The following is a 23,385-nucleotide window of genomic DNA, read 5'->3' on the forward strand; positions in this document are numbered from 1 at the left end:
CTCTTGGTCGCAGCCGGGAACCCAGCCCCACCCCCGCCCGTCCAACCCCCGCGCTGCCGGAGAGTCACCGTGGTGCGGTGTCGGCCCTCGCTGCTGGCTGCGATAGCTGACCAACCCTCTCCGCCGTACCGCGGCCGGCAGCACGCCGTCATCGGCGCGCCCCCCCTCCAACTGCGCCGATGACGGCCCCTCCTCGGTCACGGTGCACTCCCTTGACTGGCAGAAACTTCCCGGTTATTGGTGACTTCTCGGAAGTTTCCTTCAGCGCACCACCTCCGGAAGGAGCGCACGTGCCCGACACCAGCCCAGGAAACACCGCGAGACCCACCAGACGTACGGTCCTCGCGGCCACCACCGGCCTCACCTCCGCCCTCGCCCTCGCCCTCCCCCTCGGCGGCACCGCGCACGCCTCCGCCCCCGACGACAGCAGACTCCGCGCCCTCATCGCCCGGATGACCCTGCCCGAGAAGGTCGGCCAGCTCTTCGTCATGCGGGTCTACGGCCACTCCGCCACCACCCCCGACCAGGCCGACATCGACGCCAACCTCAAGGAGATCGGCGTCCGGACCGCCGCCGAGCTGGTCGCCAGGTACCGGGTGGGCGGCATCATCTACTTCACGTGGGCGCACAACACCCGGGACCCGCACCAGATCGCCGACCTGTCCAACGGCATCCAGCGGGCCTCCCTCACCCAGCCGCGCGGCCTGCCCGTCCTCATCTCCACCGACCAGGAACACGGCATCGTCTGCCGCGTCGGCGAGCCCGCCACCCTGTTCCCGGGCGCCATGGCCATCGGCGCCGGCGGTTCCCGCTCCGACGCCCGTACCCTCGGCCGGATCGCCGGACAGGAACTCAGGGCGCTCGGCATCCGGCAGAACTACTCCCCCGTGGCCGACGTGAACGTCAACCCGGCCAACCCGGTCATCGGCGTCCGCTCCTTCGGCGCCGACCCGGCCGCCGTCGCCGGCATGGTCGCCGCCGAGGTGGCCGGATACCAGCGCTCGCCGCACGACCGGCAGGTCGCGGCCACCGCCAAGCACTTCCCCGGGCACGGCGACACCGCCGTCGACAGTCACTACGGCTTCCCGGTCATCACCCACACCCGTGCCCAGTGGGAGAGCCTGGACGCACCGCCCTTCCGGGCCGCCGTCCGCGCCGGCATCGACTCGATCATGACCGCCCACATCATGGTCCCGGCCCTCGACGACTCCGGCGACCCGGCCACCCTCTCCCGCCCGATCCTCACCGGCATCCTGCGCGAGGAACTCGGCTACGACGGGCTGGTGGTGACCGACTCGCTCGGCATGGAGGGCGTACGGACGAAGTACGGCGACGACCGCGTCCCCGTCCTCGCGCTCAAGGCGGGCGTGGACCAGCTGCTCAACCCGCCGAACCTCGACGTCGCGTGGAACGCGGTGCTGAAGGCCGTCCAGGGCGGCGAGTTGACCGAGGCACGGCTCGACGAATCGATCCTGCGCGTCCTGCGACTGAAGGCGAAGCTACGGCTGTTCGACGAGCCGTACGTCAGCCAGGGCGGGGTCGACCGCAACGTCGGCACCCGGTCCCACCTCGCGACCGCCGACCGGATCGCCGAGCGGACGACCACCCTGCTGGTCAACGAGGGGTCGCTGCTCCCTCTCTCCCGCCGTACCCACCCCAAGGTCCTGGTCGTGGGCGCCGACCCGGCCTCCCCGTCCGGCACGACAGGACCGCCGACCGGGGTGCTCGCCACCGCCCTCACCGAACTGGGCTTCACGGCGACCGCCCTGTCCACGGGTACGGCGCCCTCCTCCAGCACGATCGCCAGGGCCGTCGAGGCGGCCCGGGCGGCGGACGCGGTCGTGGTCGGGACGTACAACGTCACGGCGAGCAGTACACAGAAGGCCCTGGTCGAGCAGCTCGTCGCGACGGGCAGGCCGGTGGTGGCGGTGGCGATCCGCAACCCGTACGACGTGGCCCACCTGCCGGCCGTGCCCGCCTGCCTGGCGACCTACTCCTGGACCGACGTCGAACTGCGCGCGGCCGCACGGGTGATCGCCGGGCGGGTATCCCCGCGCGGGAGGCTGCCGGTGCCGGTGCAGCGGGCCGACGATCCGGCGCGGGTGCTGTATCCGGTCGGCCACGGACTGTCGTACAGGCGCCGCTAGCGCTTTGGGCGTAGCGCCCGTACGCCACACAACGGGCGTACTCACCCCCAACCGACGCAAAGGACCCCACATGTCTGGCGTGCGCCCGCTGCGGCGGGTCACGCTGGGCGGGGGTACCCGGGGGGAGTGCGATGCGTGGGAGAAGTGCCGTGGGGGTGGCCTGGGCGTTGCTGGTGCTGCTCGCCGCGTTGTTGACGGGATGCCAGAGTCCGTCGGGAGCGGCGGCGGAGGACGGGCGGATCGGCGAGAGCGGAAGTTCGAGCGTCGGCCACAGTGAGCGGCGGGTGACGTCGCCGACCCGGCCCGCCGGGTACGGCGCGGTGTTCCTCGGCGTCGACGAGTGCAGTTCCTTCGGTACGACCAGTTTCACCGAGGTGCCGTGCACCGGTGAACGGGCGGCGGCGCGGGTCGTGTCCCGGCACGACGGCACAGTGGGCGACGGGCCGGTGTGCCCGGGGACCACGGACTTCGTGCTGCACATCAGCGAGCAGAGCCGGACCTCCGACGAGGACGGCGACGGCGCGATCCCGCAGGGCTACGCCTGCATGCGCAACCTGGCCCCGCCCCATCCCGGCGACCCCGGCGGCGGAGGCGGTCCCCGCACGATCGTCGGCGACTGCGTCTACAGCTCCGGCGACGGCCAGGTGCGCGAGACGTCGTGCGACGGCAAGGGGAAGCAGCGGCCCGAGTACAGGGTGACCAAGGCCGTGGACAAGCGGGCGAAGTGCCCGCTGTCGACGGCCCTGTACGTCCAGTTGGGCGGCGAGAAGCCGGTGGGCTGCGCCCGGCCCGTGTGACGGCGCACAGGGGCCGGGCGCGGCACCGGGCTCACGGGCGCAGGGTGGGCTCCCGCTCCACGTCGCGCACGTCCAGCCTCGCGTCGTACTTCGCCAGCGGCTCCGCCCGGTTCACGGCGGTCGCCGGGACGCCCGCCCACCGCAGGATGCGGGCCGTGGCGAGGGCCTTCTCGCCGCCGACCAGGCCGTCCACGCGGGCGCCGTGGTTGGCGCCGGGGGCGGTGAACACGTACGAGTCCTGCGCGCCCTTGCCGAGGCGGAACGGCTCGGCGCCCCACGGGTCGTTCTGCCCGTAGACGAAGAGCATGTGGCGGGCGTTGTGCCGTACCCAGGTGTCCACGTCACGCATGGCCCGCGGCTGGAACTTCGTCGGGATGTCCTGCGGGACGAAGTTCCGCGGGGGCTGGTAGCCGTAGCGCAGGTACTTCTTCTCGATGTGCGGGAAGTGGATCGTCGGCGCGCCGAGCTGGGTGGCCGCCTGGTAGTAGTACGGCGTGTACGGCTCCAGGCCCTGGTCCGTGTAGAAGGAGAAGCCGGAGACCGTGTCGATGGACGTCCAGATCTGGTCGTCGGTGGCGTTCTTCGCGTCCGGCGGGATCAGGGTGTCGTTGGCGCAGTTCTGGAGCAGGTTGTACTGCCAGAAGCCCCAGACGTAGTCCAGCACGACCGCCTCGTACGCCTTGTCCAGGCTACCGACCGTGCGGAAGGTGTAGCCGTTCTCGGCGGCCAGCGCGGCGTACCTCTTCTCCAGCGGCTCCCGGCGCACCAGTGCCTCGCGCTGTACGGCGTTCAGCCGGTCGCGGCACTCCTTGGCGCCCACGTGTCCGAAGAAGCGGTCGTAGGCGGAGTCCTCGTGGTTCACGACGTCGTTGGGGGCGACGTAGGCGACGACGCCGTCCATGTCGCTCGGGTAGAAGCGCTCGTAGTAGGTGGCGGTCATGCCGCCCTTCGAGCCGCCCGTGGAGATCCAGTTCCGGTCGTAGACCTTCTTCAGCGCCTTGAAGATGCGGTGCTGGTCGCTGGCCGCCTGCCAGATGTCCAGCTTGGTCCAGTCGGCCGGGTCGGGCCGGGACGGGGCGAAGAAGCGGTACTCCATGGATATCTGGTTGCCGTCCACGATCTGGGTCGGCTCGCGGCGGCTGGGTGTCGTGGAGACGTCGTAGCCGCTGGTGTAGAAGACCGTCGGCCGGCTGACGTCCTTGTGCAGCACGGTGATCCGCTGCTGGAACGTTCCCTTGGACGGGTGCCGGTGGTCGACCGGCTGGGTGTAGTTGAGGACGAAGAAGCGGTAGCCGGGGTACGGCTTCTCCTCGATCAGGCTCATCCCCGGTATGGAGAGCAGCCGGTCCTTGATGTCGGTGGTGGTGGCCGCCGACCGGGCGGTGGTGGCCGCCCCCGCGGTGCCCGCCGTTCCCGCCGTGCCCAACGTGCCGATCAGCACGCCGAGCGCCAGCAGCCATCTGAGCGCCTTCCGCATGCACCCTCCCTTGTGAGTCAGATGTGCGTGCGGAAGCTATCGGAGCAACTCCCCGGCACACCAGGGAAGATGGAGAATTCCCGGAAGCGGAAGCGGAAGCGGAAGCGGAAGCGGAGGCGCGGCGGGGGCTCGGCAGAGGCGTGAATCAGCCGGTCGGCATCAGCACAGGATCCAGCCCTTGCTCACCGACCCGCTCCCCACCCGGCCCTTCACCCACACACACCGCTGCCCCGCATGGACGGTGACCGGACCGGCCCGGCGGGTGTACTGGCCCTCGTCGGTCACCCGCATGGCCCGGTACGCCTGCACGCTGACCGTCATCGTCTGCTCCCGCCCGGGGCGCCTGGGCAGGACGATGGCGCAGACGTGGCCTTGCTTCCTGTAGACGTACAGGGTGCCGGTGGGGAACGGGTACGTCCTGACCTTGCGGCCCTCGCAGCGCGTGGCGTCCGCGGCCTGGGCCTGCGTCGGGGCCGCGACCGCGATCAGCCCGGACGCGGTCAGCACCGCAAGACCGACGGCCAGTCGTCGGCGTATCGCACCACTGTCCACTTGGTTGTCCTCCCCGTACACCGGCGATGAGCGTACTGGTGTACGGACGCACGACGTATGCCGGATGGTTGCACACCGGCCCCGCCCGTCACGCCCGCACCGGCCCCTACCCGGCCATCTGCGCGGGCTCCTCCGGCTCGGCCTCCCCCACGAAGGTCCGCCACAGCTCGGCATACCGCCCGCCCCGCGCCAGCAGTTCCTCGTGCGTGCCGTCCTCGGCGACCCGCCCGTGATCCATCACCACGACCCGGTCCGCACGGGCGGCCGTGGTCAGGCGGTGGGCGACGACGAGGGTGGTGCGGCGGCCGGCGACGCGGTCCGTGGCCTGGTTGACCTGGGCCTCCGTGGCCAGGTCGAGGGCGGCCGTCGCCTCGTCGAGGAGCAGGATGTCGGGGTCGACCAGTTCGGCGCGGGCGAGGGCGATCAGCTGGCGCTGGCCGGCGGAGAGGTTGCGGCCGCGTTCGGCGACCTCGTGGAGGTAGCCGCCGTCGAGGGTGGCGATCATCTCGTGCGCGCCGACCGCGCGGGCCGCCGCCTCCACGTCCGCGTCCGTGGCGTCCGGCCTGCCGTAGGCGATGGCGTCACGGACGGTGCCCTGGAAGAGGTACGCCTCCTGCGGGACGACCCCGAGACGGTGCCGGTACGACGTGATGTCGAGGGCGCGCAGGTCCGCGCCGTCGACGGTCACCCGGCCGCCGGTCGGGTCGTAGAAGCGCGCCACCAGTTTGACCAGGGTCGACTTGCCCGCACCCGTCTCGCCGACGAACGCGACCGTCTGCCCGGCCGGGATGCGCAGGTCGACGCTGCTCAGCGCCTCCTCGTCCGCCCCGTACGTGAAGCGCACGTCCTCGAACGCGACCTCGCCCCGCAGCGACAGCACCTCCAGCGGCTCCTCGGCCGCCTTCGTCGAGGTCGGCTCCCGCAGGAGCTCCTGGATGCGGCCGAGCGAGACCGTGGCCTGCTGGTAGCCGTCGAAGACCTGGGAGAGCTGCTGGACCGGGGCGAAGAACAGGTCGATGTAGAGCAGGTACGCCACCAGCGCACCGGTCGTCAGAGTCGCCGCCTCGATCCGGGCGCCACCCACGATCAGCACCGCCGCCGCGGCCCCCGACGACAGGAACTGCACGAACGGGAAGTAGATCGAGATCAGCCACTGTCCGCGGATGCGGGCCTGCCGGTAGCTGTCGCTGCGCTCGGCGAACCGCGCGCCGCCGTCCCGCTCGCGCCGGAAGGCCTGCACGATCCGCAGCCCGGACACCGACTCCTGGAGGTCGGCGTTGACCAACGACACGCGCTCACGGGCGAGTTCGTACGCCTTCACGCTCGCCCGGCGGAAGAAGTAGGTCCCGACGATCAGCGGCGGCAGCGTCGCGAAGACGACGAGCGCGAGCTGGAGGTCGAGGACCAGCAGGGCGACCATGATGCCGAAGAAGGTGACGACGGAGACGAAGGCGGTGACCAGGCCCGTCTGGAGGAAGGTCGACAGCGCGTCGACGTCCGTCGTCATCCGGGTCATGATCCGGCCGGTCAACTCCCGCTCGTAGTAGTCGAGTCCGAGCCGCTGGAGCTGGGCGAAGATCTTCAGCCGGAGGGAGTACAGGACGCGTTCGCCGGTGCGCCCGGTCATCCGCGTCTCGCCGATCTGCGCCACCCACTGGACGGTGACCGCGAGCAGCGCGAGCAGGGAGGCCGCCCAGACCGCGCCGAGGGCCACCTGTGTGACGCCGGAGTCGATGCCGTGCCGGATCAGGACGGGGAGGAGGAGGCCCATGCCCGCGTCCATGGCGACCAGGCCGAGGCTGATCAGGAGCGGCGGCCCGAAGCCTCGCAGCAGCCGTTTCAGGCCGTACGACTGCTCCGGCCGGACCGCTTCGGCCTCGTCGATGTCGGGGGTGTCGGTCGCCGGGGGCAGCGCCTCCACCTGGGCGAGGAGCTCGGGGGTGGCCGGGGACTCCGTCAGCGCCTGGTCCTTGGGTTCGCGGTCGCCGGTCCACAGCCTCGGGGTCACCCCGCGTTCGGCGTCGAACTCGGCGTCCAGCTCGTCGCGTACGGAGGTGTCCTCCTGCGGGCAGGCGGGCTGGGCGTGGCCGGGTGAGACGCCGCCGAGTTCGTCGGGGTCGGTGAGGAGGCGGCGGTAGAGGGCGGAGCGCTGCTGGAGTTCCTCGTGGGTGCCGATGTCGGCGAGCCGGCCGGCGTCGAGGACGGCGATGCGGTCGGCGAGGCCCAGGGTGGAGCGCCGGTGCGCGATGAGGAGGGTCGTCCGGCCCTCCATGACGTGCTTCAGCGCCTCGTGGATCTCGTGCTCGACGCGGGCGTCCACCGCCGAGGTCGCGTCGTCGAGGACGAGCAGCCGGGGGTCGGTGAGGATCGCGCGGGCGAGCGCGACGCGCTGGCGCTGGCCGCCGGAGAGGGTCAGGCCGTGCTCGCCGACCGTGGTGTCGTAGCCGTCGGGCAGCTCGGCGATGAAGCGGTCCGCCTGGGCGGCGCGGGCGGCTGTGCGGATCTCCTCGTCGGTGGCGTCGGGGCGGCCGTACGCGATGTTGTTGCGGACCGTGTCCGAGAAGAGGAAGGAGTCCTCCGGCACCAGCCCGATCGCGGCCCGCAGCGAGTCGTAGGTCAGCTCGCGGACATCGTGGCCGCCGACGAGGACGGCGCCGCGGGTGACGTCGTAGAAGCGCGGGAGGAGCAGGGAGACGGTGGACTTGCCGGAGCCGGAGGAGCCGACGACGGCGAGGGTCTCGCCGGGGCGGATCTCGAAGCTGAGGCCGTCGAGGACGGGGGTGGTCGTGCCGGTGGAGTCGTCGTAGCCGAAGGACACGTCGTCGAACTCGACGGTCGCGGGCGCGTCGGCGGGCAGCGTCTTGGTGCCCTCCTTGATCGACGGCTCGGTGTCGATCAGCTCCAGGACGCGCTCGGTGCCCGCCCTGGCCTGCTGCCCCACGGTGAGGACCATGGCGAGCATGCGCACCGGGCCGACCAGCTGGGCGAGGTAGGTGGAGAAGGCGACGAACGTGCCCAGCGTGATGTGCCCGCGCACCGCCAGCCAGCCGCCGACCGCGAGCATGGCGACCTGGCCGAGCGCCGGGACCGCCTGGAGCGCCGGGGTGTACTTCGAGTTGAACCGGATGGTGCGCAGCCGCCCCGCGAAGAGCCGCCGGCTGACGTCCCTGAGCTTCCCGGTCTCCTGTTCCTCCTGCCCGAACCCCTTCACCACGCGTACGCCGCTGACGGCCCCGTCGACCACGCCCGCGACGGCGGCGGCCTGGGCCTGGGCGTACCAGGTGGAGGGGTGCAGCTTGGTCCGGCTGCGTTTGGCGATCCACCACAGGGCGGGGGCGACCGCGAGGGCGACCAGCGTGAGCGGCAGGGACAGCCACGCCATGACGACCAGGGATATCAGGAAGAGCGCGAAGTTCCCGATGGTCATCGGGAGCATGAAGAGCAGGCCCTGGATCAGCTGGAGGTCGCTGGTGGCCCGCCCGACGACCTGCCCGGTGGACAGCTCGTCCTGCCGCCGCCCGTCGAGCCGGGTGATCGTCCCGAACATGTCGGTGCGCAGATCGTGCTGGACGTCGAGGGCGAGCCGGCCGCCGTAGTAGCGGCGGATGTAGGTCAGGACGTACACGGCGAGCGCGGCGGCTATGAGCAGCCCGGCCCAGAGGGCCATGCCTCGGGTGTGGTCGCCGATCACGTCGTCGATGATCACCTTGGTGATCAGCGGGACGACGGCCATGACGGCCATACCGGCGAGGGAGGAGCCCAGGGCGAGGACGACGTCCTTGGGGTACCGCCACGCGTACCCCGCCAGTCTGCGCGCCCAAGTCGGCCGGCCCTTGGTCTCCCCGGTCTCCCCCTGATGCGCTGCCACGCGGGTGCCCTCCGTTCGTCCTGGTCTGCCGGAAGGCACCAACGCCGACGAGGGCCGATTTCATCCCGCCGCAACAAACGGGGGCGGTGCGCTCAGATCCGTACGCGCAAGTAATAGAACCGCGTCGTCTGTGCGGCGTTCTGGTTGTCGTCGCTGACCAGCAGCACCTTCAGGCGTCCCTTCGAGTACCCCGTGATCGCCATCCCCTCGATGTTGTCGAGGAGCGGGTTGGGCTGGGGCTGCTTGGCGGTCGCTCCCAGTGACGGGCAGTTCACGATGTCGGCGAGCGGTGTCTTCTTGATCAGCCGTACGCCGTCCTGCCCGGTGAGGTTCTCGACACCGCTCGTGTCCGTGGCGCGGCGCGGGTCGGCGAGGTAGAGGCGGACCGTGTTGCCGACGCCCGCGGTGAAGCCGCGTTCCAGGACGAGGAGGCGGCCGTCGGGGGTGGCCTGGACCTCGGGGACGCCGAGACCGGCATCCGTGCGGTAGGCGTACTGGCGGGAGAGCCGGAAGTGACCGCCCTCTGCCCTCCGCCAGGTCTGGAAGCGGACGATGCCGGCGCTGTCCCCGGCGAGCGCGTACTCCATCGACGCGAGCAGGGTACGGCCGCCCGGGAGCAGGGTCAGGCCCTCGAAGGTCCCGTTGGAGACGGCGCGGCCGGCCGGGGCGACCTTCAGGGCGTCCGGCACGGGGAGGCGGTCGAGGATCCTGCCGTCGCGGGAGTAGCGGCGTACGGAGGGCTCGGTCTCGGAGGAGATCAGCCGGGTGCCGTCCCGGTCGACGACGAGGCCCTCGGAGTCGAGGGCGGCGCCGCTCTCGTCGGCGAGCGGGACGACGGCCCGGGGTGCGAGCGTCTTCCCGTCCAGGGCGAACAGGGCCGAGCGGTCGGAGACGGCCGCGAGGGAGCCGTCCCGGTCCACGGCGAGGGCGGAGAGGTTCCCGACGAAGGTGCCGTCGTACGTGGTCTTGTCGAGCGCGTCGGAGAAGCGGTCGACGGAGACGGCGGGCGAACAGGCGTGGCTGTCCGGCGTGGTGGCGGTGACGGCGTGGAGGTCGGCGTGGACGTCGGCGTGGACGTCGGCGTTCGCCGGGCCGGCGGCGGTCAGGCACGTGGCCGCCGCCAGGCCCGCGGTGGCGGTCGCGAGTACGGTTCTCAGGCGCATGGGGGTCACCGTAGGACGGGTGGGTGACGCGGGGTGGGCCGCCTCGTGAAGCCTCAGCTCGCGGCCAGGTCCTTGTGGATGACCTTGGCGACGCCCTGAATGGTCGTGATGCCGTAGTTCATAGTGCTGTTGCCGTGGGTGAGCACGGTGATCACGTAATCATGACCGCGTCCCTTGAAGGCGCCGACGCTGTGCACCCGCCAGCCCTGGGTGGCGCGCTGCAGCCAGCCGTTCTTGACGGCGACGGTGACGCCGGACGGCACTCCGTACGGGGTGCCCCAGCGCTGCGAGGAGACGACCTGGCCCATCAGCTTCAGGATGTAGGCGCGGGAGTTGTCGCTCAGTATCGCGTTCTTGGCCGTGATCAGCTTCAGCAGCTTCTGCTCGTCGGTGACGGTGATCTGGGTCAGCCCCCAGTAGCCGTTCGCGCCGGGCTTGGTCTGGGTCATGCCGGCGGCGCCGAGGAAGCCCTTGATCTTCGTCAGCCCGAGCTGCTTCCAGAGCGTGCTGGTCGCCGCGTTGTCCGACTTGGTGATCATGGCTTTCGCGAGCGACACCTCACGGTCGGTGAGGTACCGGTTGTGCTTCTTCGCGTCCCACAGCAGCGCGGCGAGCACGGTGACCTTGACGACGCTGGCCGAGTCGTAGGCACTCGAAGCCCTCAGCGCACAGGTGGTGTTGGTGGAACGGTCGTACAGACCCACCGCGATGGTCCCCTTGCGGTTGGCCAGCGCGGCGGTGATGTCCTTCTTCAGCTTGGCGGCGAGGCCCGCTTTGGCGGAGGTGCAGCTGACGGTGGGGGCGGGGGCCGCGACGGCGGGGGCCGCGACGGCTATGGACGCCATGGCCACGCCGACGCCCACACCAGCCGCGACGCCCGCTCTGGCGCGTGCCGAAACGCGCCCTGACTTCTCGCTCTTGCTCGTTCTCCCGTTGGTCATGTCCCTCTGACCAACGAGCACGCATGAAAGGTTGTACGCATGATGACTGCTGACGGCGCACTGTCCGTCCTGTCCTTGCTCCGAAGGGCGCGGGCCGATATCTGGATCGGCGGCGGCTGGGGCATCGACGCCCTCATCGGCGAGCAGACCCGCGACCACCGGGACCTGGACCTGATGCACCGCCAGGAGCAGGAGTCCGCGGTGCTGTCAGTCCTCGCGGAGGCGGGCTTCGTGGAGACCCTCGACTGGCGCCCGGTCCGCTTCGTGATGAGGGCTCCGGACGGCCGCGAGGTCGACCTCCACCCCCTGCTCTTCACCGAGGACGGCTCCGCGAACCAGGCCTCCCTCGACCCCTCGCACCCCTTCCACTACCCCGCCTCCGCCTTCGTGACGGGCAGCATCGCCGGCACACCGGTCCCGTGTCTGTCCGCCGAGCAGCAGGTCCACTTCCACCAGGGGTACGAGCCGGCGGACCGCGACCGGCATGACATGGCTCAGTTGCGGCGGGTGTTCGGGGTCGCCACGCACTTCTGATCCCTGGGGTCGGAGTCGTCGCGGGCAGGGAAGAGGACGGGATGACTCGCCCCCCGGCTCTCCGCGATGCGCCGGACATCAGTCAGCGCCTCGCTCATCCGGGCGAGCAGGAACCGGAGTTGTGCGGGCGTGGCCCCGCTGTCGGTGAGCAGGTCGGCCGCGTGGCCGAGGAGACTGTCGGCCATGTCGAGCTGCACGCTCTCGACGGTGTCGGCCAGGCGGGAGACCGGGCCGGTGCCGTCACCCACGAGATAGCAGGGTTTGCCCTCGGCCCCGGTCCAGGGCAGCAGTCGCATGTCCGCCGTCACTTGGCGCCCCCTACGACCCATGAGGGCAGACCGACCGACCCGACACCGACTCCGAGCACGACGGCCGCATGCGCCGCCTGCGCGGGCCGGGCGCCGATGTGCCGGACGGTCGGCCCGACGGGAGTGGTGGCCGGATGCCGGCGTGGTCGTCGCCGGAAGAGACGGCCGATGAGACGACGCATTTCACGAACTCCATTCCGATCGCGTTCTGTAGCGATCACCTCACAGACTGGGATCGACCCGGCTAGCCTCGCCAGAGGGTTCGGTGTGACAAAGCGCCTGTCACAAAGGAGTTGACCATGGGCAATACGTACGGTGACTGGCTCAGGCAGCAACGCGAGGCAGCGGGGCTGACGCAGGAGGAGCTGTCCGACCGGGCGTTCATGACGCGTTCGCACATCGCGCATATCGAGGCGGGGAGGCGGGTGCCGTCGCGGGAGGATGCGCGGCGGCTGGATACGGCTCTGGGCACGGGGAATGTGCTGAGCAGTTTCCTGCCGCAGGACGACGAGGCGGTTGCCGATTACTTCGAGGCAGTGCTCGCACTCGAACAGCAGGCGGTGATGATCCGGGAGTTCGGCCTGACGTACTTCCCAGGCATCCTTCAGACGAAGGAGTACGCAACTGCGGTCCTGGGCTCGGCGTTCCCTCCGGTGAGTGACGAGGAATGTGACAGGCGCGTTGTCACACGCCTTGAGCGAGCGAAGATTCTCGACGATCCGGTGATGCCCGTGGTGTGGGCGCTGCTGGACGAGACGCTGCTGCGACGCCCTGTAGGCAGCCAGGAAGTCATGGCGGAGCAGATCATGCACGTCGTTCGTCTCGCGGAGGCTGGACGCATCCGCGTGCATGTGATGCCGTTCGGTGTGGGTCTGCATCCGATGATGCAGAGCATGCTCACGCTGATGTGGTTCGAGGACCAGCCACCTCTGGCGTACACGGAAGGGCAGCGGTTGGGGAAGGTGCACGACTCCCCTTCCGTGGTCCACGAGTTGCAGAGCCGATACGATCTTGCGCTCAGCGACGCACTGCCGTTGAAGGAGTCACTGGCCCTGCTGAGGGCAACAGCGAAGGACTACGGACACCATGACTGACCGAACCATCTCGAACGCCGCCAAGCTGAGTGGCTGGCGCAAGTCGTCCCACAGCGGGAACGAGGCCGGCAGCTGCCTCGAAGTCCTCGACCACCACCCCGCCGGCGTCCCCGTCCGCGACTCCAAGGTGCCGCACGGCCCGGCGCTGATGTTCTCCGCCGCCAACTGGTCGGCCTTTGTCGCCGCCCTCAAGGAATCACGGCCCTGACCGGTCGTCAGTCGTAGAAGAACAGCTCAAGGTCCTCGACCGAACCTGGCCCGGTCAGGAAACCCTCGGCCTGAGCGATCTCGTCCTCTGGTGGCGGGAGGCCCTCTCGGAGCTGCCTCATCCATCGCTCGCCCTGCTCGCCGATCGCATAAATTCCCGACAACAGCTCGGCCATGCCCACGGGGTGTACGGGGATGTGCCCGACGACGGGTCGGAGTTCCCATCCGCCCGCCCTGGCGGCCAGCCGGAGCACACCGGCCCAGTTGGCGATTCGCCCGATACGCACGTGCCACGCGTCCTCGGTGAACGGCGCCGATCGACCGCCGTGCAGGGCGTTGGTCGCAGCGCTGATGTCCGCCATCACCCGCCGTTCCACGGCATCACGGACCCAGCGCCCCTCCTGCGATTCCTCGATGGCGGCATCGACCCACACCCGTGCACTGTCCAGGCGGGATGCGAACGTATCCATGCCGACAGGTTTCCATGGGACCGCTGGCCTGAGGAAACGGCATCTCGGGTGCCCCACCCGAGCACCAGCCTTTGCAGAGCCCTTTGAGTATCCACAGCGAACGGCCAGCTACGGCACAGCCCGCACCCACCCCCGCCGCCCACGATGCCCTGGTGACATCAGCCACCGATCCCCACCCCCACCCCCACCCGACCGTGACCGTCACCGACGTGCCCCCGCGGGCCCCGTCGGAGGCCCAACCCCCGGTTCCCCCGGACAAGGCGCCGCGCTGGTCGCTGCCCGCGTTGATCGCGATCCTGATCATGGCGGCGGCGCTGTACTCGTGGAACCTCTCCGGTTCCAGCTTGAACAGCTTCTACAGCGCGGCCGTGCTGAGCGGTACGGAGAGTTGGAAGGCGTGGTTCTTCGGCTCGCTGGACGCGGGGAACTTCCTCACCGTCGACAAGCCGCCGTTCGCCCTGATGGTGATGGGGCTGTCGTGCCGGATCCTCGGTTACGGCACCTGGCAGATGATGCTGCCGATGGTTCTGGTCGCGCTGGCGACGATCTGGATCCTGCACTCCTCGGTGAAGCGGGTGTGGGGCCACGGCGCGGCGACGGTGGCCGCGCTGGTGCTGGCGCTGACCCCGATCACGGTCGCCATCAACCGTGACAACAACCCCGACACGCTGCTGGTGTTCCTGATGGCAGGCGGCGCGGCACTCGCCCTGCGGGCCGTGCACAACGGCAGGTTGCTGCCGCTGGTCGGCTCCGCGGTCTGCTTCGGGCTGGCCTTCAACACGAAGATGCTCCAGGGCTACATCGCGCTGCCCGCCGTCTTCGCGGTCTATCTCTACGCCGCCAAGCCGAAGCTCGTGAAGCGGATCGTCAATCTGCTCATCGCCGGTGTCGCCCTCGCCGTCTCCAGCTTCTGGTGGGCGGCGGCCGTCTCGCTCGTGCCCGCCGACGAACGCCCGTACATCGGCGGTTCGACGGACGGCACGGCCTGGGACCTGATCATGGGCTACAACGGCCTCGGCCGGATCCTCGGCGGCGAGGGCAACGGCGGAGGCGGTGGCGGTGGGGGCGGCGGCTTCTCCGGTACGGCGGGCATCGGACGGCTCTTCAACGACATCCTCGGCGGCCAGATCTCCTGGCTGATCCCCTTCGCGGCGCTCGCGTGCGTCGGCGGCCTCGTGCTGTGCGGCCGCGCCCCGCGCACCGACCTCACCCGTGCCGCGCTGCTGATGTGGGGCGGCTGGACTGCCCTGCACTACCTGACCTTCGCCATGGCCGAAGGCACGATGCACCCGTACTACACGACCGCGCTCGCCCCGGGCATCGCGGCGCTGTGCGGAGGCGGCGGCGTGATGCTGCTGCGCGCGTTCCGCGCCGACAAGCGATGGGCGTGGGTACTGCCGGCGGGGCTGGCGGTCACCGCCGTCTGGGCGGTCGTACTGCTGCGGCGGGCCTCCGGCTGGAACACCTGGCTGTGGCCGGTGATCGCCGTCGTCATGGCGCTGGCGATCGTGGGCCTGCTCGTCTTCCGGTCCGCGTCCGGGAACCGGCTGCGGCTGCGGCTGCGGCTGCGGCTGCTGGCCGCCTCCGTGGTGGCGGCGATCGTCGCGGCGGTCGCGGGTCCCGCCGCGTACGCCTGGTCGGTGCCGTCCGGTTCGGGCGGCGGCATGGGCGGTACGAACCCGACGGCCGGCCCCTCGACGGGCAGCGGCTTCGGCGGCGGCCCCGGTGGGGGCGGTGGCGGCGGCCGAGGCGGCTTCGGCGGCGGCCAGATGCCGGGCGGCGGCACTCAGCAGAACGGGCAGAACGGGCAGAGCAGCCAGGCGGACGGGCAGCAGGGGCAGCAGGGCGGCTTCCCGGGCGGGCCGCAGCAGGGCCAGGACGGCCAGAACGGCCAGGCCCCCGGCGGCACCGGTGAGACGGGCGGTACGCCGCCCAACGCCACCGGCGAGACGGGCGGTACGGCTCCCGGCGGTACGGCCCCGGGCGGCACCGGTACCGGCACCAGCGGCGCCCCCGGCGGCATGGGCGGCGGTGGCGGCATAGGCGGCGGCGCGAGCAGCGAGCTCATCAGGTACCTCAAGAAGCACCAGGACGGCGCCAAGTGGCTGCTGGCGGTGTCGAGTTCGCAGAGCGCGGCCCAGCTGATCCTCAGCAGCGGTGAGCCCGTGATCTCCATGTGGGGCTGGTCCGGCAGCGACAACGCGATGACGCCGGCCAAGCTCAAGGAGCTGGTGAAGAACGGCGAACTGCACTACATCCAGATCGGTGGCGGCGGCGGCATGGGCGGCGGCAGCACCCTCAGCTCCGAGGTCACGGCCTGGGTCCAGAAGAACGGGACGGCGGTGAAGGAGAGCGAGTACAGCACCAACTCCTCGTCCTCTTCACCCTCTTCGCCCTCTTCATCCTCATCCTCCTCTTCGCAGAGCAACCAGTCGACGATCTACCGCCTGGACGCGTCGGACGTCAGCTGACACCGACTCGGCTCCTCGTGTGAACGGCCCCCGGCTCCCTGTCGGGGGCCCCTTCACACTCCCGTTCGCGCAGCAACTCGCGTAGACAAGCCCCGATTTGCGGTTTCCCGTCACCCAATGGACACGTGCAAGCCCTCGACACCACCACATGTCCATGCCACTCTCCCGTTTGCCGCCTCCATTCAACCCGCGTAGATGGGACACCCCACATGCTGGCGACACACATACGCAACCGCCGCTGGAAGTCCGTGGCGCTGACGACGGCAGCCGTCCTGGTCGGCCTCACCACCCCGGCGCTCATGGCCTCCCCGGCCGCCGCGACCACGACGGAGTACGACGACACGTACTACGCCGACGCGATCGGCAAGACCGGTACGGCGCTGAAGGACTCGCTGCACACGATCATCAGCGATCAGACGAAGATCTCGTACTCGGCGGTCTGGGACGCGCTGAAGGCCGCCGACCAGGATCCGAACAACACCAACAACGTGATCCTGCTGTACAGCGGTGTCTCCCGCAGCAAGTCCCTCAACGGCGGCAGCACCGGCAACTGGAACCGCGAGCACACCTGGGCCAAGTCCCACGGCGACTTCGGCGAGGCGATCGGCCCCGGCACGGACCTGCACCACCTGCGCGCCTGCGACGTCCAGGTCAACAGCATCCGCGGCAACCTGGACTTCGACAACGGCGGCAGCGCCGTCACCAACGGCGGCGGCAGCACCGTCGACTCCGACTCCTTCGCGCCCCGCGCCGCGGACCGGGGCGACGTGGCCCGCATGATCCTCTACATGGCCGTGCGCTACGAGGGCGACGACGGCTGGGCCGACCTGGAGCCCAACGAGAACGTCAACAACGGCTCCAACCCCTACATGGGCAAGCTCTCCGTCCTGAAGGCCTGGAACGAGGCGGACCCGCCGAGCGCCTTCGAGGAGCGCCGCAACGAGGTCATCTACGACTCCTACCAGCACAACCGCAACCCGTTCATCGACCACCCGGAGTGGGTCGAGGCGATCTGGTAGACGCGCCCGAAGGGCTCGGCCTCACTTCCGTGCAAGGGGGCCGAGCCCTTTGCGTCCCGTCGGTCAGATGCGTTTGAAGCAGACCGTGTAGGCGATCTGCGGGAAGTCGCCCGACCGCCACGTGGTCCAGCCGTACGAACCGCAGTAGGAGACGTTGTAGTACTGGGACACGCGGCCGACGACACTGACGTTGGCCTGGGCGCACGCGGCGTTCTGGAAGTCGGTGTTCTGTCCGGAGCCGGTCATCAGCAGGCAGGAGCCGACGGGCGCCCGGCCGGCCGCGTTGGGGAAGTTCATCGCGAGACACTGCACGACGTCGAGCTCGTCCCACTTCGTCGTCGTGGTGAGGGTCTGCTCGACCCCGGAGTACGACTCGCAGCGGGACTTGTCGCTGGTGCCGGTCAGGCGTGCCTTCACGGTGAAGTTGCCGGTCCTGCACCCCTGCGCGGACCAGTTGGTGCCCCGGGCGTTGGGGCCGTAGACGCAGTCACCGGGCTCCGCGTGATAGGCGCTGCCGTTCTGGTAGGTGAGACAGAGCACGCGGTCCACATAGGAGTTGCTGACGGAGTAGTCGGTGTCGGCGACGTCGGAGCACTCGCCGGTGTCCGAGGTGCCGTCGAGTGCCTGCGCCACCTTGAAGACACCGGCTCCGCAGTCGGCGAAGCGCAGGTCCGGCTTGGCGTACGTCCCGTCGTTGGCGAGGCAGTCACCCGAGTCCGCCGTCTCCATCAGGCTCGTCGGGCTCGGTGACTCGGTCGGTGTCGGTGTCGGTGTGTCGACCGGATCGGTCGTGGGATCGTCCGTCGGTTCGGGCTCGTCGGTGGGGTCCGGCTCGGTGTACGACGAGGTGTCCGACGTCGGCAGCGTCGAACCGCCCTTGCCGTCTCCGTCGTCACCGTCGGCCAGGTGCCCGGGCAGCCAGACCAGGAGTATCGCGCAGACCACGGCGAGTACGGCGAGGAGCACGGCCCGAGCCTGTGGGTTGCCGGTCGGGGGTGGCGGCGGGGGCGTGATCACGATCCCGGGGCCCAGGTCCGGCCCCGCGGACCCGTCCGGCGGCGGTGTGAAGGCAGGAGGCTGCTGCTGCGAGGGCCGGGGGACGTCGGCGGCCTGCATCAGGCGGCGCAGGGCCTGGTTGCGGGAGTGGATCGCGGGGGCGGCCATCCGGACCGGCAGATAGGCGCCCGGGGTGACGGGGCCGGCCGCCGCCGCGCAGAGCCCCACCACCTCCGCCGCCGTGGGCCGTCGGTCGGGGTCCTTGGCCAGGCAGCACCGGACCAGGTCACGGACTTCGGGGCTCAGCCCACTCAGGTCGGGCTCTTCGTTCGCGATGAGGTGGATGATGCCGAGCGGGTCCTCGGCCTGGAAGGCGTCCTTGCCGGTGGCCAGGAAGTAGATCGTGGAGCCGAGGGTGAAGATGTCCGACTTGGCGGTGATCGACTTGCGGCCCGTCGCCTGCTCGGGCGACCGGTAGGCCGGGGTGCCCAGTTGCACGTTGGTCCGGGTCATCAGGGTGGCCGCGATGGACTTGGCGATCCCGAAGTCGATGACCTTCGGCCCGGTCTCGTCCAGCATCACGTTGGCGGGCTTCAGATCCCGGTGCACGGCGCCGGCCTCGTGGATGGCCCGTAACGCGCGGGCTATGCCGGAGGCGATCAGCATGACGTCCTGGCCGGGCAACGGGCCCGCTTCCCGGACGAGTTCGAGCAGGGAGGGCCCGCACACATACGTGCTGGCCAGCCAGGGTTCGCTCGCCAGCGGGTCGGCGTTGACCAGTTGGGCGACATCGCTGCTGCGCACCCGCTGGGCGACCTCGATCTCGCGGGGGAAGCGGTCCGCGAACTCCCGGTCCTGGCCCAGCTCCGCCTTGAGGACCTTGACCGCGACCGGCTGCCCGCCCGGGGTGAACGCCAGGAAGACCTGGCCGGCGCCGCCCATGCCGAGGCGCGCGTGCAGGACGTAGGGGCCGACCTTGTGCGGATCGCCCTTCTTCAGCGACTCGTAGCGGAACTCCTCGCCGCCGCGCAGCGCCACCTGACCGCGCACGAAGAGGAACTGGTCGGGCCGGCCGCTGTAGAGGAGATCGGGCACCGGCGGGTCACCGGCGTTCTGGATGCTGGCCTCGCGCAGCCGGCGCCGGACGTCGTCGTGGAGGTTGGCGACGGTCGCCCCGAGGGACTGCTCGCCGTGTGCCTCACGGACCGCTTCGGCGAGGGACTTCGTGAAGTAGGTCAGTCCCCCCTTCCGGTCCTCGAAGTACGTCAGCTGCGACCGCCCGCAGGCGGCCCAGATGTAGGTGCCCGCGCCGCGGGCCGGGGTGGCGCTGTCGGCGTAGGCCGTGACGTTGGCGGCGGGGTCGGCGTACCGGGTGGCGATGCCCGCGCAGCAGCAGTCCAGGATGAAGATCTTGATACGGGCGTTGCTGCGCTCTATCTGCTCGCGCAGTTCACGGAAGCGCAGCGAGGTCAGCGAGCGATGCGCGGCGTCCTCGCTGGTGTCGGTCAGGGCGAGCCCGAGGTCGAACCGGCCGTTGCTGCGGTGCAGCAGCTGGCCGTGGCCGACGTAGTAGAACAGCAGGACGTCGTCGACGTCGTCGATCAGCTGGACGATGTCCCTGAGCACCTTGCTGCTGTCGCGCTGGTTCTGGAACGTCTTGATGCGGTCCTTGGGCCATTCGCCCGGGCCGGTCAGCAGGCCGCGCATCTCCTTGAGACTGTGCAGGGCCGCGGGCATGGGCCTGCGGTCCTCGAAGCCGGCCGTGTACTCGGACGTTCCCAGCAGGATGGCGCGCGACCGACCGAAGTCGATGTCGTCACGCCGGGTCATCCGGGTCCTCCGGGTCGTCCGGGTCCGCCGGGGCCTCCGGGTCCTCCGGGTCCTCCGGGTCCTCCGGGGCCTCCGGGTCCTCCGGCGGCTCCAGGGACTTGGCCGTCTCGATGACGTCCTTGAGGACGGCCTGCGCGTTGCGGCCGGTCACCTTGAAGCGCCGGTCGCCGACCTCGATCTCGATGTCCGTCGTCTGCGCGCCGATCCACACCTGCAGCGCGTGTACCGCGACGACGAGGGGGCCGCCCGCGGCACAGGCCACCGCGAGGAAGTCCCAGACCGTTCCCTGGCTGTTGGGCGCGGCCGGCTGCGCGACCGGCCGGACCTCGACGTCCTTGTGCCCGTCCATCCACTCGCGCAGGCTTTCCAGTTGCTCGCTGCCGCTCAGAAACACGCGAAGTTCAACCGTCATAGTGCAGTGACACCGCACCTTCCCCCGGGCAGTAGATGCACAGGAGACTAGACGGACACCCTGGTGCCGTCCAGGCGATCGGCGGATCAGGCCATGACGCGTCCGGTCACCACCTGTACAGCGGAATGACCTGCGCCGATCCACCACCGTTGACCCGGCTATGAAGAAGATCAGCGCGCTCGCCGCGCTCACCCTGGCAGCCCTCGTCATCGCCGCCCCGGCCCACGCCGACGACGGTGACCGGGGCCGTGTCACCATCGCCGGCTACACCACTCCGAACCTCTGCAGGCAGGCACTCGCGCTCGTCCCGATGGCGGCACCGTGGACCGGTCCCGCGGTGGACGACGCCTGCTACAACCGCGACCACAACACGCAGGAGCAGGGCTCCTGGGTCATCATGTCGTGAGGTGCGTCGGCGCGAACATCCGCAGCACCGCCGGGAGGACGACCACCGACGGGCCGGGGGTCTGAAGCGCCTTCGCCAGATCCGCCTCCAGCGTCTCCGGGGTCGTACGGACCCCGGGGACACCGAACGCCTCCGCCAGCGCCACATAGTCCGGCCGCGTCAGCTCGGTCGCCGTGGCCTGCCCGAAGGCGTCGGTCATGTACTCGCGCAGGATGCCGTAGCCGCCGTCGTCGACGATGAGCCAGGTGACGTTCAGGTCGTACTGGCGGACCGTGGCCAGCTCGGCGATCGAGTACAGGGCGCCTCCGTCGCCGGACACCGCGAGCACGGGGCGGGTCGGGTCCGCGGCGGCGGCGCCGAGGGCGGCGGGGAAGCCGTAGCCGAGGCCGCCTGCGCCCTGGGCGGAGTGCATGTGGTTGGGGCCCTTGGCGTCGAAGGCCGACCAGGCCCAGTAGGCGAGGATCGTCATGTCCCAGAAGGACGGGGAGTCGGCGGGCAGGGCGCGCCGGACCGATGCCAACACGTCCTGCTCCAGGGCGAGTTCCTGGGCGCCGATCCGCTCCGACACCTTCCCGAGCACCTCACGCACCCGCTCCGGCGCCGTGACGTCCTCCCGTTCCGACACCGTCTCCAGCAGCGCCTGGAGCGCGAGGCGCGCATCCGCGTGGATGCCCAGCGCCGGGTGGTTGGACTCCAGCTTGCCGAGGTCGGCCTCGATCTGGATGACCCGGCCGCGCGGCTTGAACGTGTGGTAGTTGGACGACAACTCCCCCAGCCCCGAGCCGACGACGAGGAGTACGTCGGCGTCCTCCAGGAAGTCCGTGGTGTGCCGGTCCTCGATCCAGGACTGGAGGGACAGCGGGTGCGTCCAGGGGAAGGCGCCCTTGCCGCCGGGGGTCGTGACGACCGGCGCCTGGAGTGTCTCCGCCAGCTGACGCAGCTTCTTCGAGGCGTCGGCGCGGACCACTCCCCCGCCCGCGATGATCGCCGGACGGGCGGCGCGGGAGAGCAGGTGGGCGGCCACCGCCGTCAGTTCGGGGCGCGGCGGCAGGTCCTCGGGGAACGCGTCGCCGCCCGTCACCACCGGGATCGACGTCGCGGCCAGCAGCACGTCCTGCGGGATCTCCACCCACACCGGGCCGTGCGGGGCCGTCAGCGCCGACTTCCAGGCCGCCTCGATCGCGGAGGGGATCTGGGACTGGGTACGGACCGTGTGGACCGACTTCACCACGCCCCGGAACGACGCCGCCTGGTCCGGGAGTTCGTGCAGGTAGCCGTGGCGGCCGCCGCCGAGCCCCGCCGTCGGGATCTGGCTGCTGATCGCCAGGACGGGGGCGGAGGCGGCCGCGGCCTCCTGGAGCGCGGCCAGCGAGGTCAGCGCGCCCGGGCCCGTCGACAGCAGCAGCGGGGCGGCCTCGCCGGTGATCCGGCCGTACGCGTCCGCCGCGAAGGCGGCGTTGTTCTCCACCCGCAGCCCGATGTACCGCAGGTCGGAGCGGCGTAGCGCGTCGAACATGCCGAGCGCGTGCTGGCCGGGCAGCCCGAAGACGGTCGTCGCGCCGAGCCCGGCCAGCGTCTCCACGACCAGGTCTCCGCCGTTGCGGCCGGCGGGAGGATTCAGTGCGGCGGCGGTCTGCTCCTCCGTCGGGCGGAGCACCAGGTCGTGGTCGTGGGTCACTTGCCCTCGTTCTCCTCACGGGCCGCCGCGATCTGGCGGGACATGATCGTGGTCAGTTCGTACGCCGTGTGGGACGCGGCCACCGACGTGATCTCGGCGTGATCGTACGCGGGCGCCACCTCGACGACGTCGGCGGAGACCAGGTTGCAGGACGCGAGGCCCCGCAGGATCTCCAGCAGTTCGCGGGAGGTCATGCCGCCGGCCTCGGGGGTGCCGGTGCCGGGGGCGTGGGCCGGGTCGAGGCAGTCGATGTCGATGGAGATGTACAGGGGGCGGTCGCCGATGCGCTGGCGCAGCTGGTCGGCGACCTCGTCGGCGCCGCGCCGGTAGACGTCGGCGGAGGTGACGATGCCGAAGCCCATCTTCTCGTCGTCGGTGAGGTCCTGCTTGCCGTAGAGCGGGCCGCGGATGCCGACGTGGGAGAGGGCGGAGGTGTCGAGGATGCCCTCCTCGACCGCGCGGCGGAACGGCGTGCCGTGGGTGTACTCGGCGCCGAAGTACGTGTCCCAGGTGTCGAGGTGGGCGTCGAAGTGGAGCAGCGCGACCGGGCCGTGCTTCTTGGCGACCGAGCGCAGCAGCGGCAGCGCGATGGTGTGGTCGCCGCCCAGGGTCATCAGACGGGCGCCGGTTCCGATCAGGTCGTCGGCGGCGGCCTCGACGGTCTCGACGGCCTCGTTGATGTTGAAGGGGTTCACGGCGATGTCGCCGCCGTCCGCCACCTGCGTGAGGGCGAAGGGGGAGGCGTCCTGCGCCGGGTTGTACGGGCGCAGCAGCCGGGACGCCTCGCGGATCGCGTTGCCGCCGAAGCGGGCGCCCGGCCGGTACGAGACCCCCGAGTCGAACGGCACGCCGACCACGGCGACATCGGCGCGGCCGACCTCGTCGAGGCGGGGCAGCCGGGCGAAGGTGGCGGGTCCGGCGTACCGCGGGATGCGGGAGGAGTCGACGGGGCCGCGGGGGGTCTCGTTGCCAGTCATCGTGAAATGCCTTCTTTCCTACGCTTCGTCGCGTATGT

General features: G+C 70.6%; 20 protein-coding genes. 8 read left to right on the plus strand and 12 right to left on the minus strand.

Going from position 1 to position 23,385, the window contains the following annotated elements; genetic code table 11:
* Window positions 1-290 precede the first annotated feature (290 nt).
* Window positions 291-2,147, plus strand: a complete 1,857-nt coding sequence (locus tag AQJ67_RS22115; protein ID WP_062720789.1) for a glycoside hydrolase family 3 protein — start codon at window positions 291-293, stop codon at window positions 2,145-2,147.
* Between the two features lie 131 nt (window positions 2,148-2,278).
* Window positions 2,279-2,944: a hypothetical protein gene (locus AQJ67_RS22120; protein ID WP_062720790.1), complete on the plus strand. Its 666-nt coding sequence runs from the start codon at window positions 2,279-2,281 to the stop codon at window positions 2,942-2,944.
* Window positions 2,945-2,975: 31 nt separating this feature from the next.
* Here AQJ67_RS22120 and AQJ67_RS22125 read toward each other — a convergent pair whose 3' ends face one another.
* The 5 genes from AQJ67_RS22125 to AQJ67_RS22145 all read right to left on the minus strand — a co-directional run bounded on the left by AQJ67_RS22125 (window position 2,976) and on the right by AQJ67_RS22145 (window position 10,849).
* On the minus strand, window positions 2,976-4,421 hold the full coding sequence (locus AQJ67_RS22125) for a S28 family serine protease (protein ID WP_062720791.1): 1,446 nt from the start codon (window positions 4,419-4,421) through the stop codon (window positions 2,976-2,978).
* Between the two features lie 159 nt (window positions 4,422-4,580).
* Window positions 4,581-4,973: a hypothetical protein gene (locus tag AQJ67_RS22130; RefSeq protein ID WP_062720792.1), complete on the minus strand. Its 393-nt coding sequence runs from the start codon at window positions 4,971-4,973 to the stop codon at window positions 4,581-4,583.
* A gap of 106 nt (window positions 4,974-5,079) precedes the next feature.
* Window positions 5,080-8,841, minus strand: coding sequence for an ABC transporter ATP-binding protein (locus AQJ67_RS22135; RefSeq protein WP_062720793.1), 3,762 nt, complete (start codon window positions 8,839-8,841; stop codon window positions 5,080-5,082).
* A 92-nt stretch (window positions 8,842-8,933) separates the two neighbouring features.
* Complete coding sequence (locus AQJ67_RS22140) at window positions 8,934-10,004, minus strand: esterase-like activity of phytase family protein (protein WP_062720794.1); 1,071 nt, start codon at window positions 10,002-10,004, stop codon at window positions 8,934-8,936.
* 53 nt (window positions 10,005-10,057) lie between these two features.
* Window positions 10,058-10,849 carry a serine hydrolase gene (locus AQJ67_RS22145; protein WP_062721063.1) on the minus strand — a complete coding sequence of 264 codons (792 nt, stop codon included), beginning with the start codon at window positions 10,847-10,849 and terminating at the stop codon, window positions 10,058-10,060.
* A 135-nt stretch (window positions 10,850-10,984) separates the two neighbouring features.
* On the opposite strand from AQJ67_RS22145, the gene AQJ67_RS22150 reads away from it, so the two are divergent.
* The gene (locus AQJ67_RS22150) at window positions 10,985-11,479 is read left to right on the plus strand and encodes a nucleotidyltransferase domain-containing protein (protein WP_062720795.1); all 495 of its coding nucleotides are present in this window, start codon (window positions 10,985-10,987) and stop codon (window positions 11,477-11,479) included.
* On the opposite strand, the gene AQJ67_RS22155 is transcribed toward AQJ67_RS22150, so the two are convergent.
* Both AQJ67_RS22155 and AQJ67_RS47760 read right to left on the minus strand, forming a co-directional pair.
* On the minus strand, window positions 11,440-11,775 hold the full coding sequence (locus AQJ67_RS22155; protein ID WP_062720796.1) for a hypothetical protein: 336 nt from the start codon (window positions 11,773-11,775) through the stop codon (window positions 11,440-11,442). The two genes, AQJ67_RS22150 and AQJ67_RS22155, sit on opposite strands and share 40 nt — an antisense overlap.
* An 8-nt stretch (window positions 11,776-11,783) precedes the next feature.
* Window positions 11,784-11,969, minus strand: a complete 186-nt coding sequence (locus AQJ67_RS47760; RefSeq protein ID WP_159058806.1) for a hypothetical protein — start codon at window positions 11,967-11,969, stop codon at window positions 11,784-11,786.
* A gap of 117 nt (window positions 11,970-12,086) precedes the next feature.
* On the opposite strand from AQJ67_RS47760, the gene AQJ67_RS22160 reads away from it, so the two are divergent.
* Window positions 12,087-12,881 carry a helix-turn-helix domain-containing protein gene (locus AQJ67_RS22160; RefSeq protein ID WP_062720797.1) on the plus strand — a complete coding sequence of 265 codons (795 nt, stop codon included), beginning with the start codon at window positions 12,087-12,089 and terminating at the stop codon, window positions 12,879-12,881.
* Entirely contained in the window at window positions 12,874-13,089 is a 216-nt protein-coding gene (locus AQJ67_RS22165) for a DUF397 domain-containing protein (RefSeq protein WP_062720798.1), read from the plus strand. Before AQJ67_RS22160 ends, AQJ67_RS22165 begins: the two co-directional genes overlap by 8 nt.
* Before the next feature lie 7 nt (window positions 13,090-13,096).
* On the opposite strand, the gene AQJ67_RS22170 is transcribed toward AQJ67_RS22165, so the two are convergent.
* Entirely contained in the window at window positions 13,097-13,558 is a 462-nt protein-coding gene (locus tag AQJ67_RS22170) for a hypothetical protein (RefSeq protein WP_062720799.1), read from the minus strand.
* 152 nt (window positions 13,559-13,710) lie between these two features.
* Between AQJ67_RS22170 and AQJ67_RS22175 the strand changes: the two genes are divergently transcribed.
* Together AQJ67_RS22175 and AQJ67_RS22180 are read left to right on the plus strand one after the other, a co-directional pair.
* Window positions 13,711-16,029 (plus strand): ArnT family glycosyltransferase, encoded by a 2,319-nt coding sequence (locus AQJ67_RS22175; RefSeq protein WP_062720800.1) that lies wholly within the window; start codon window positions 13,711-13,713, stop codon window positions 16,027-16,029.
* Window positions 16,030-16,238: 209 nt separating this feature from the next.
* The gene (locus AQJ67_RS22180; protein ID WP_062720801.1) at window positions 16,239-17,048 is read left to right on the plus strand and encodes an endonuclease I family protein; all 810 of its coding nucleotides are present in this window, start codon (window positions 16,239-16,241) and stop codon (window positions 17,046-17,048) included.
* 63 nt (window positions 17,049-17,111) lie between these two features.
* Here AQJ67_RS22180 and AQJ67_RS22185 read toward each other — a convergent pair whose 3' ends face one another.
* The gene (locus tag AQJ67_RS22185) at window positions 17,112-19,874 is read right to left on the minus strand and encodes a serine/threonine-protein kinase (RefSeq protein WP_062720802.1); all 2,763 of its coding nucleotides are present in this window, start codon (window positions 19,872-19,874) and stop codon (window positions 17,112-17,114) included.
* Entirely contained in the window at window positions 19,861-20,286 is a 426-nt protein-coding gene (locus AQJ67_RS50225; RefSeq protein ID WP_167366217.1) for an effector-associated constant component EACC1, read from the minus strand. Before AQJ67_RS50225 ends, AQJ67_RS22185 begins: the two co-directional genes overlap by 14 nt.
* 160 nt (window positions 20,287-20,446) lie before the next feature.
* On the opposite strand from AQJ67_RS50225, the gene AQJ67_RS22195 reads away from it, so the two are divergent.
* A complete protein-coding gene (locus AQJ67_RS22195) occupies window positions 20,447-20,692 on the plus strand; it encodes a hypothetical protein (protein ID WP_062720804.1) in 246 nt (81 codons plus the stop codon).
* Here the strand turns inward: AQJ67_RS22195 and AQJ67_RS22200 are convergent.
* Both AQJ67_RS22200 and speB read right to left on the minus strand, forming a co-directional pair.
* Window positions 20,682-22,370, minus strand: coding sequence for a thiamine pyrophosphate-binding protein (locus tag AQJ67_RS22200; RefSeq protein ID WP_062720805.1), 1,689 nt, complete (start codon window positions 22,368-22,370; stop codon window positions 20,682-20,684). The genes AQJ67_RS22195 and AQJ67_RS22200 overlap by 11 nt on opposite strands.
* Entirely contained in the window at window positions 22,367-23,347 is a 981-nt protein-coding gene (speB, locus tag AQJ67_RS22205; RefSeq protein WP_062720806.1) for an agmatinase, read from the minus strand. The genes AQJ67_RS22200 and speB overlap by 4 nt, the downstream gene beginning before the upstream one ends.
* Between the last annotated feature and the right edge of the window lie 38 nt (window positions 23,348-23,385).

The organism is Streptomyces caeruleatus (assembly GCF_001514235.1).
Classification (GTDB): Bacteria; Actinomycetota; Actinomycetes; order Streptomycetales; family Streptomycetaceae; genus Streptomyces; species Streptomyces caeruleatus.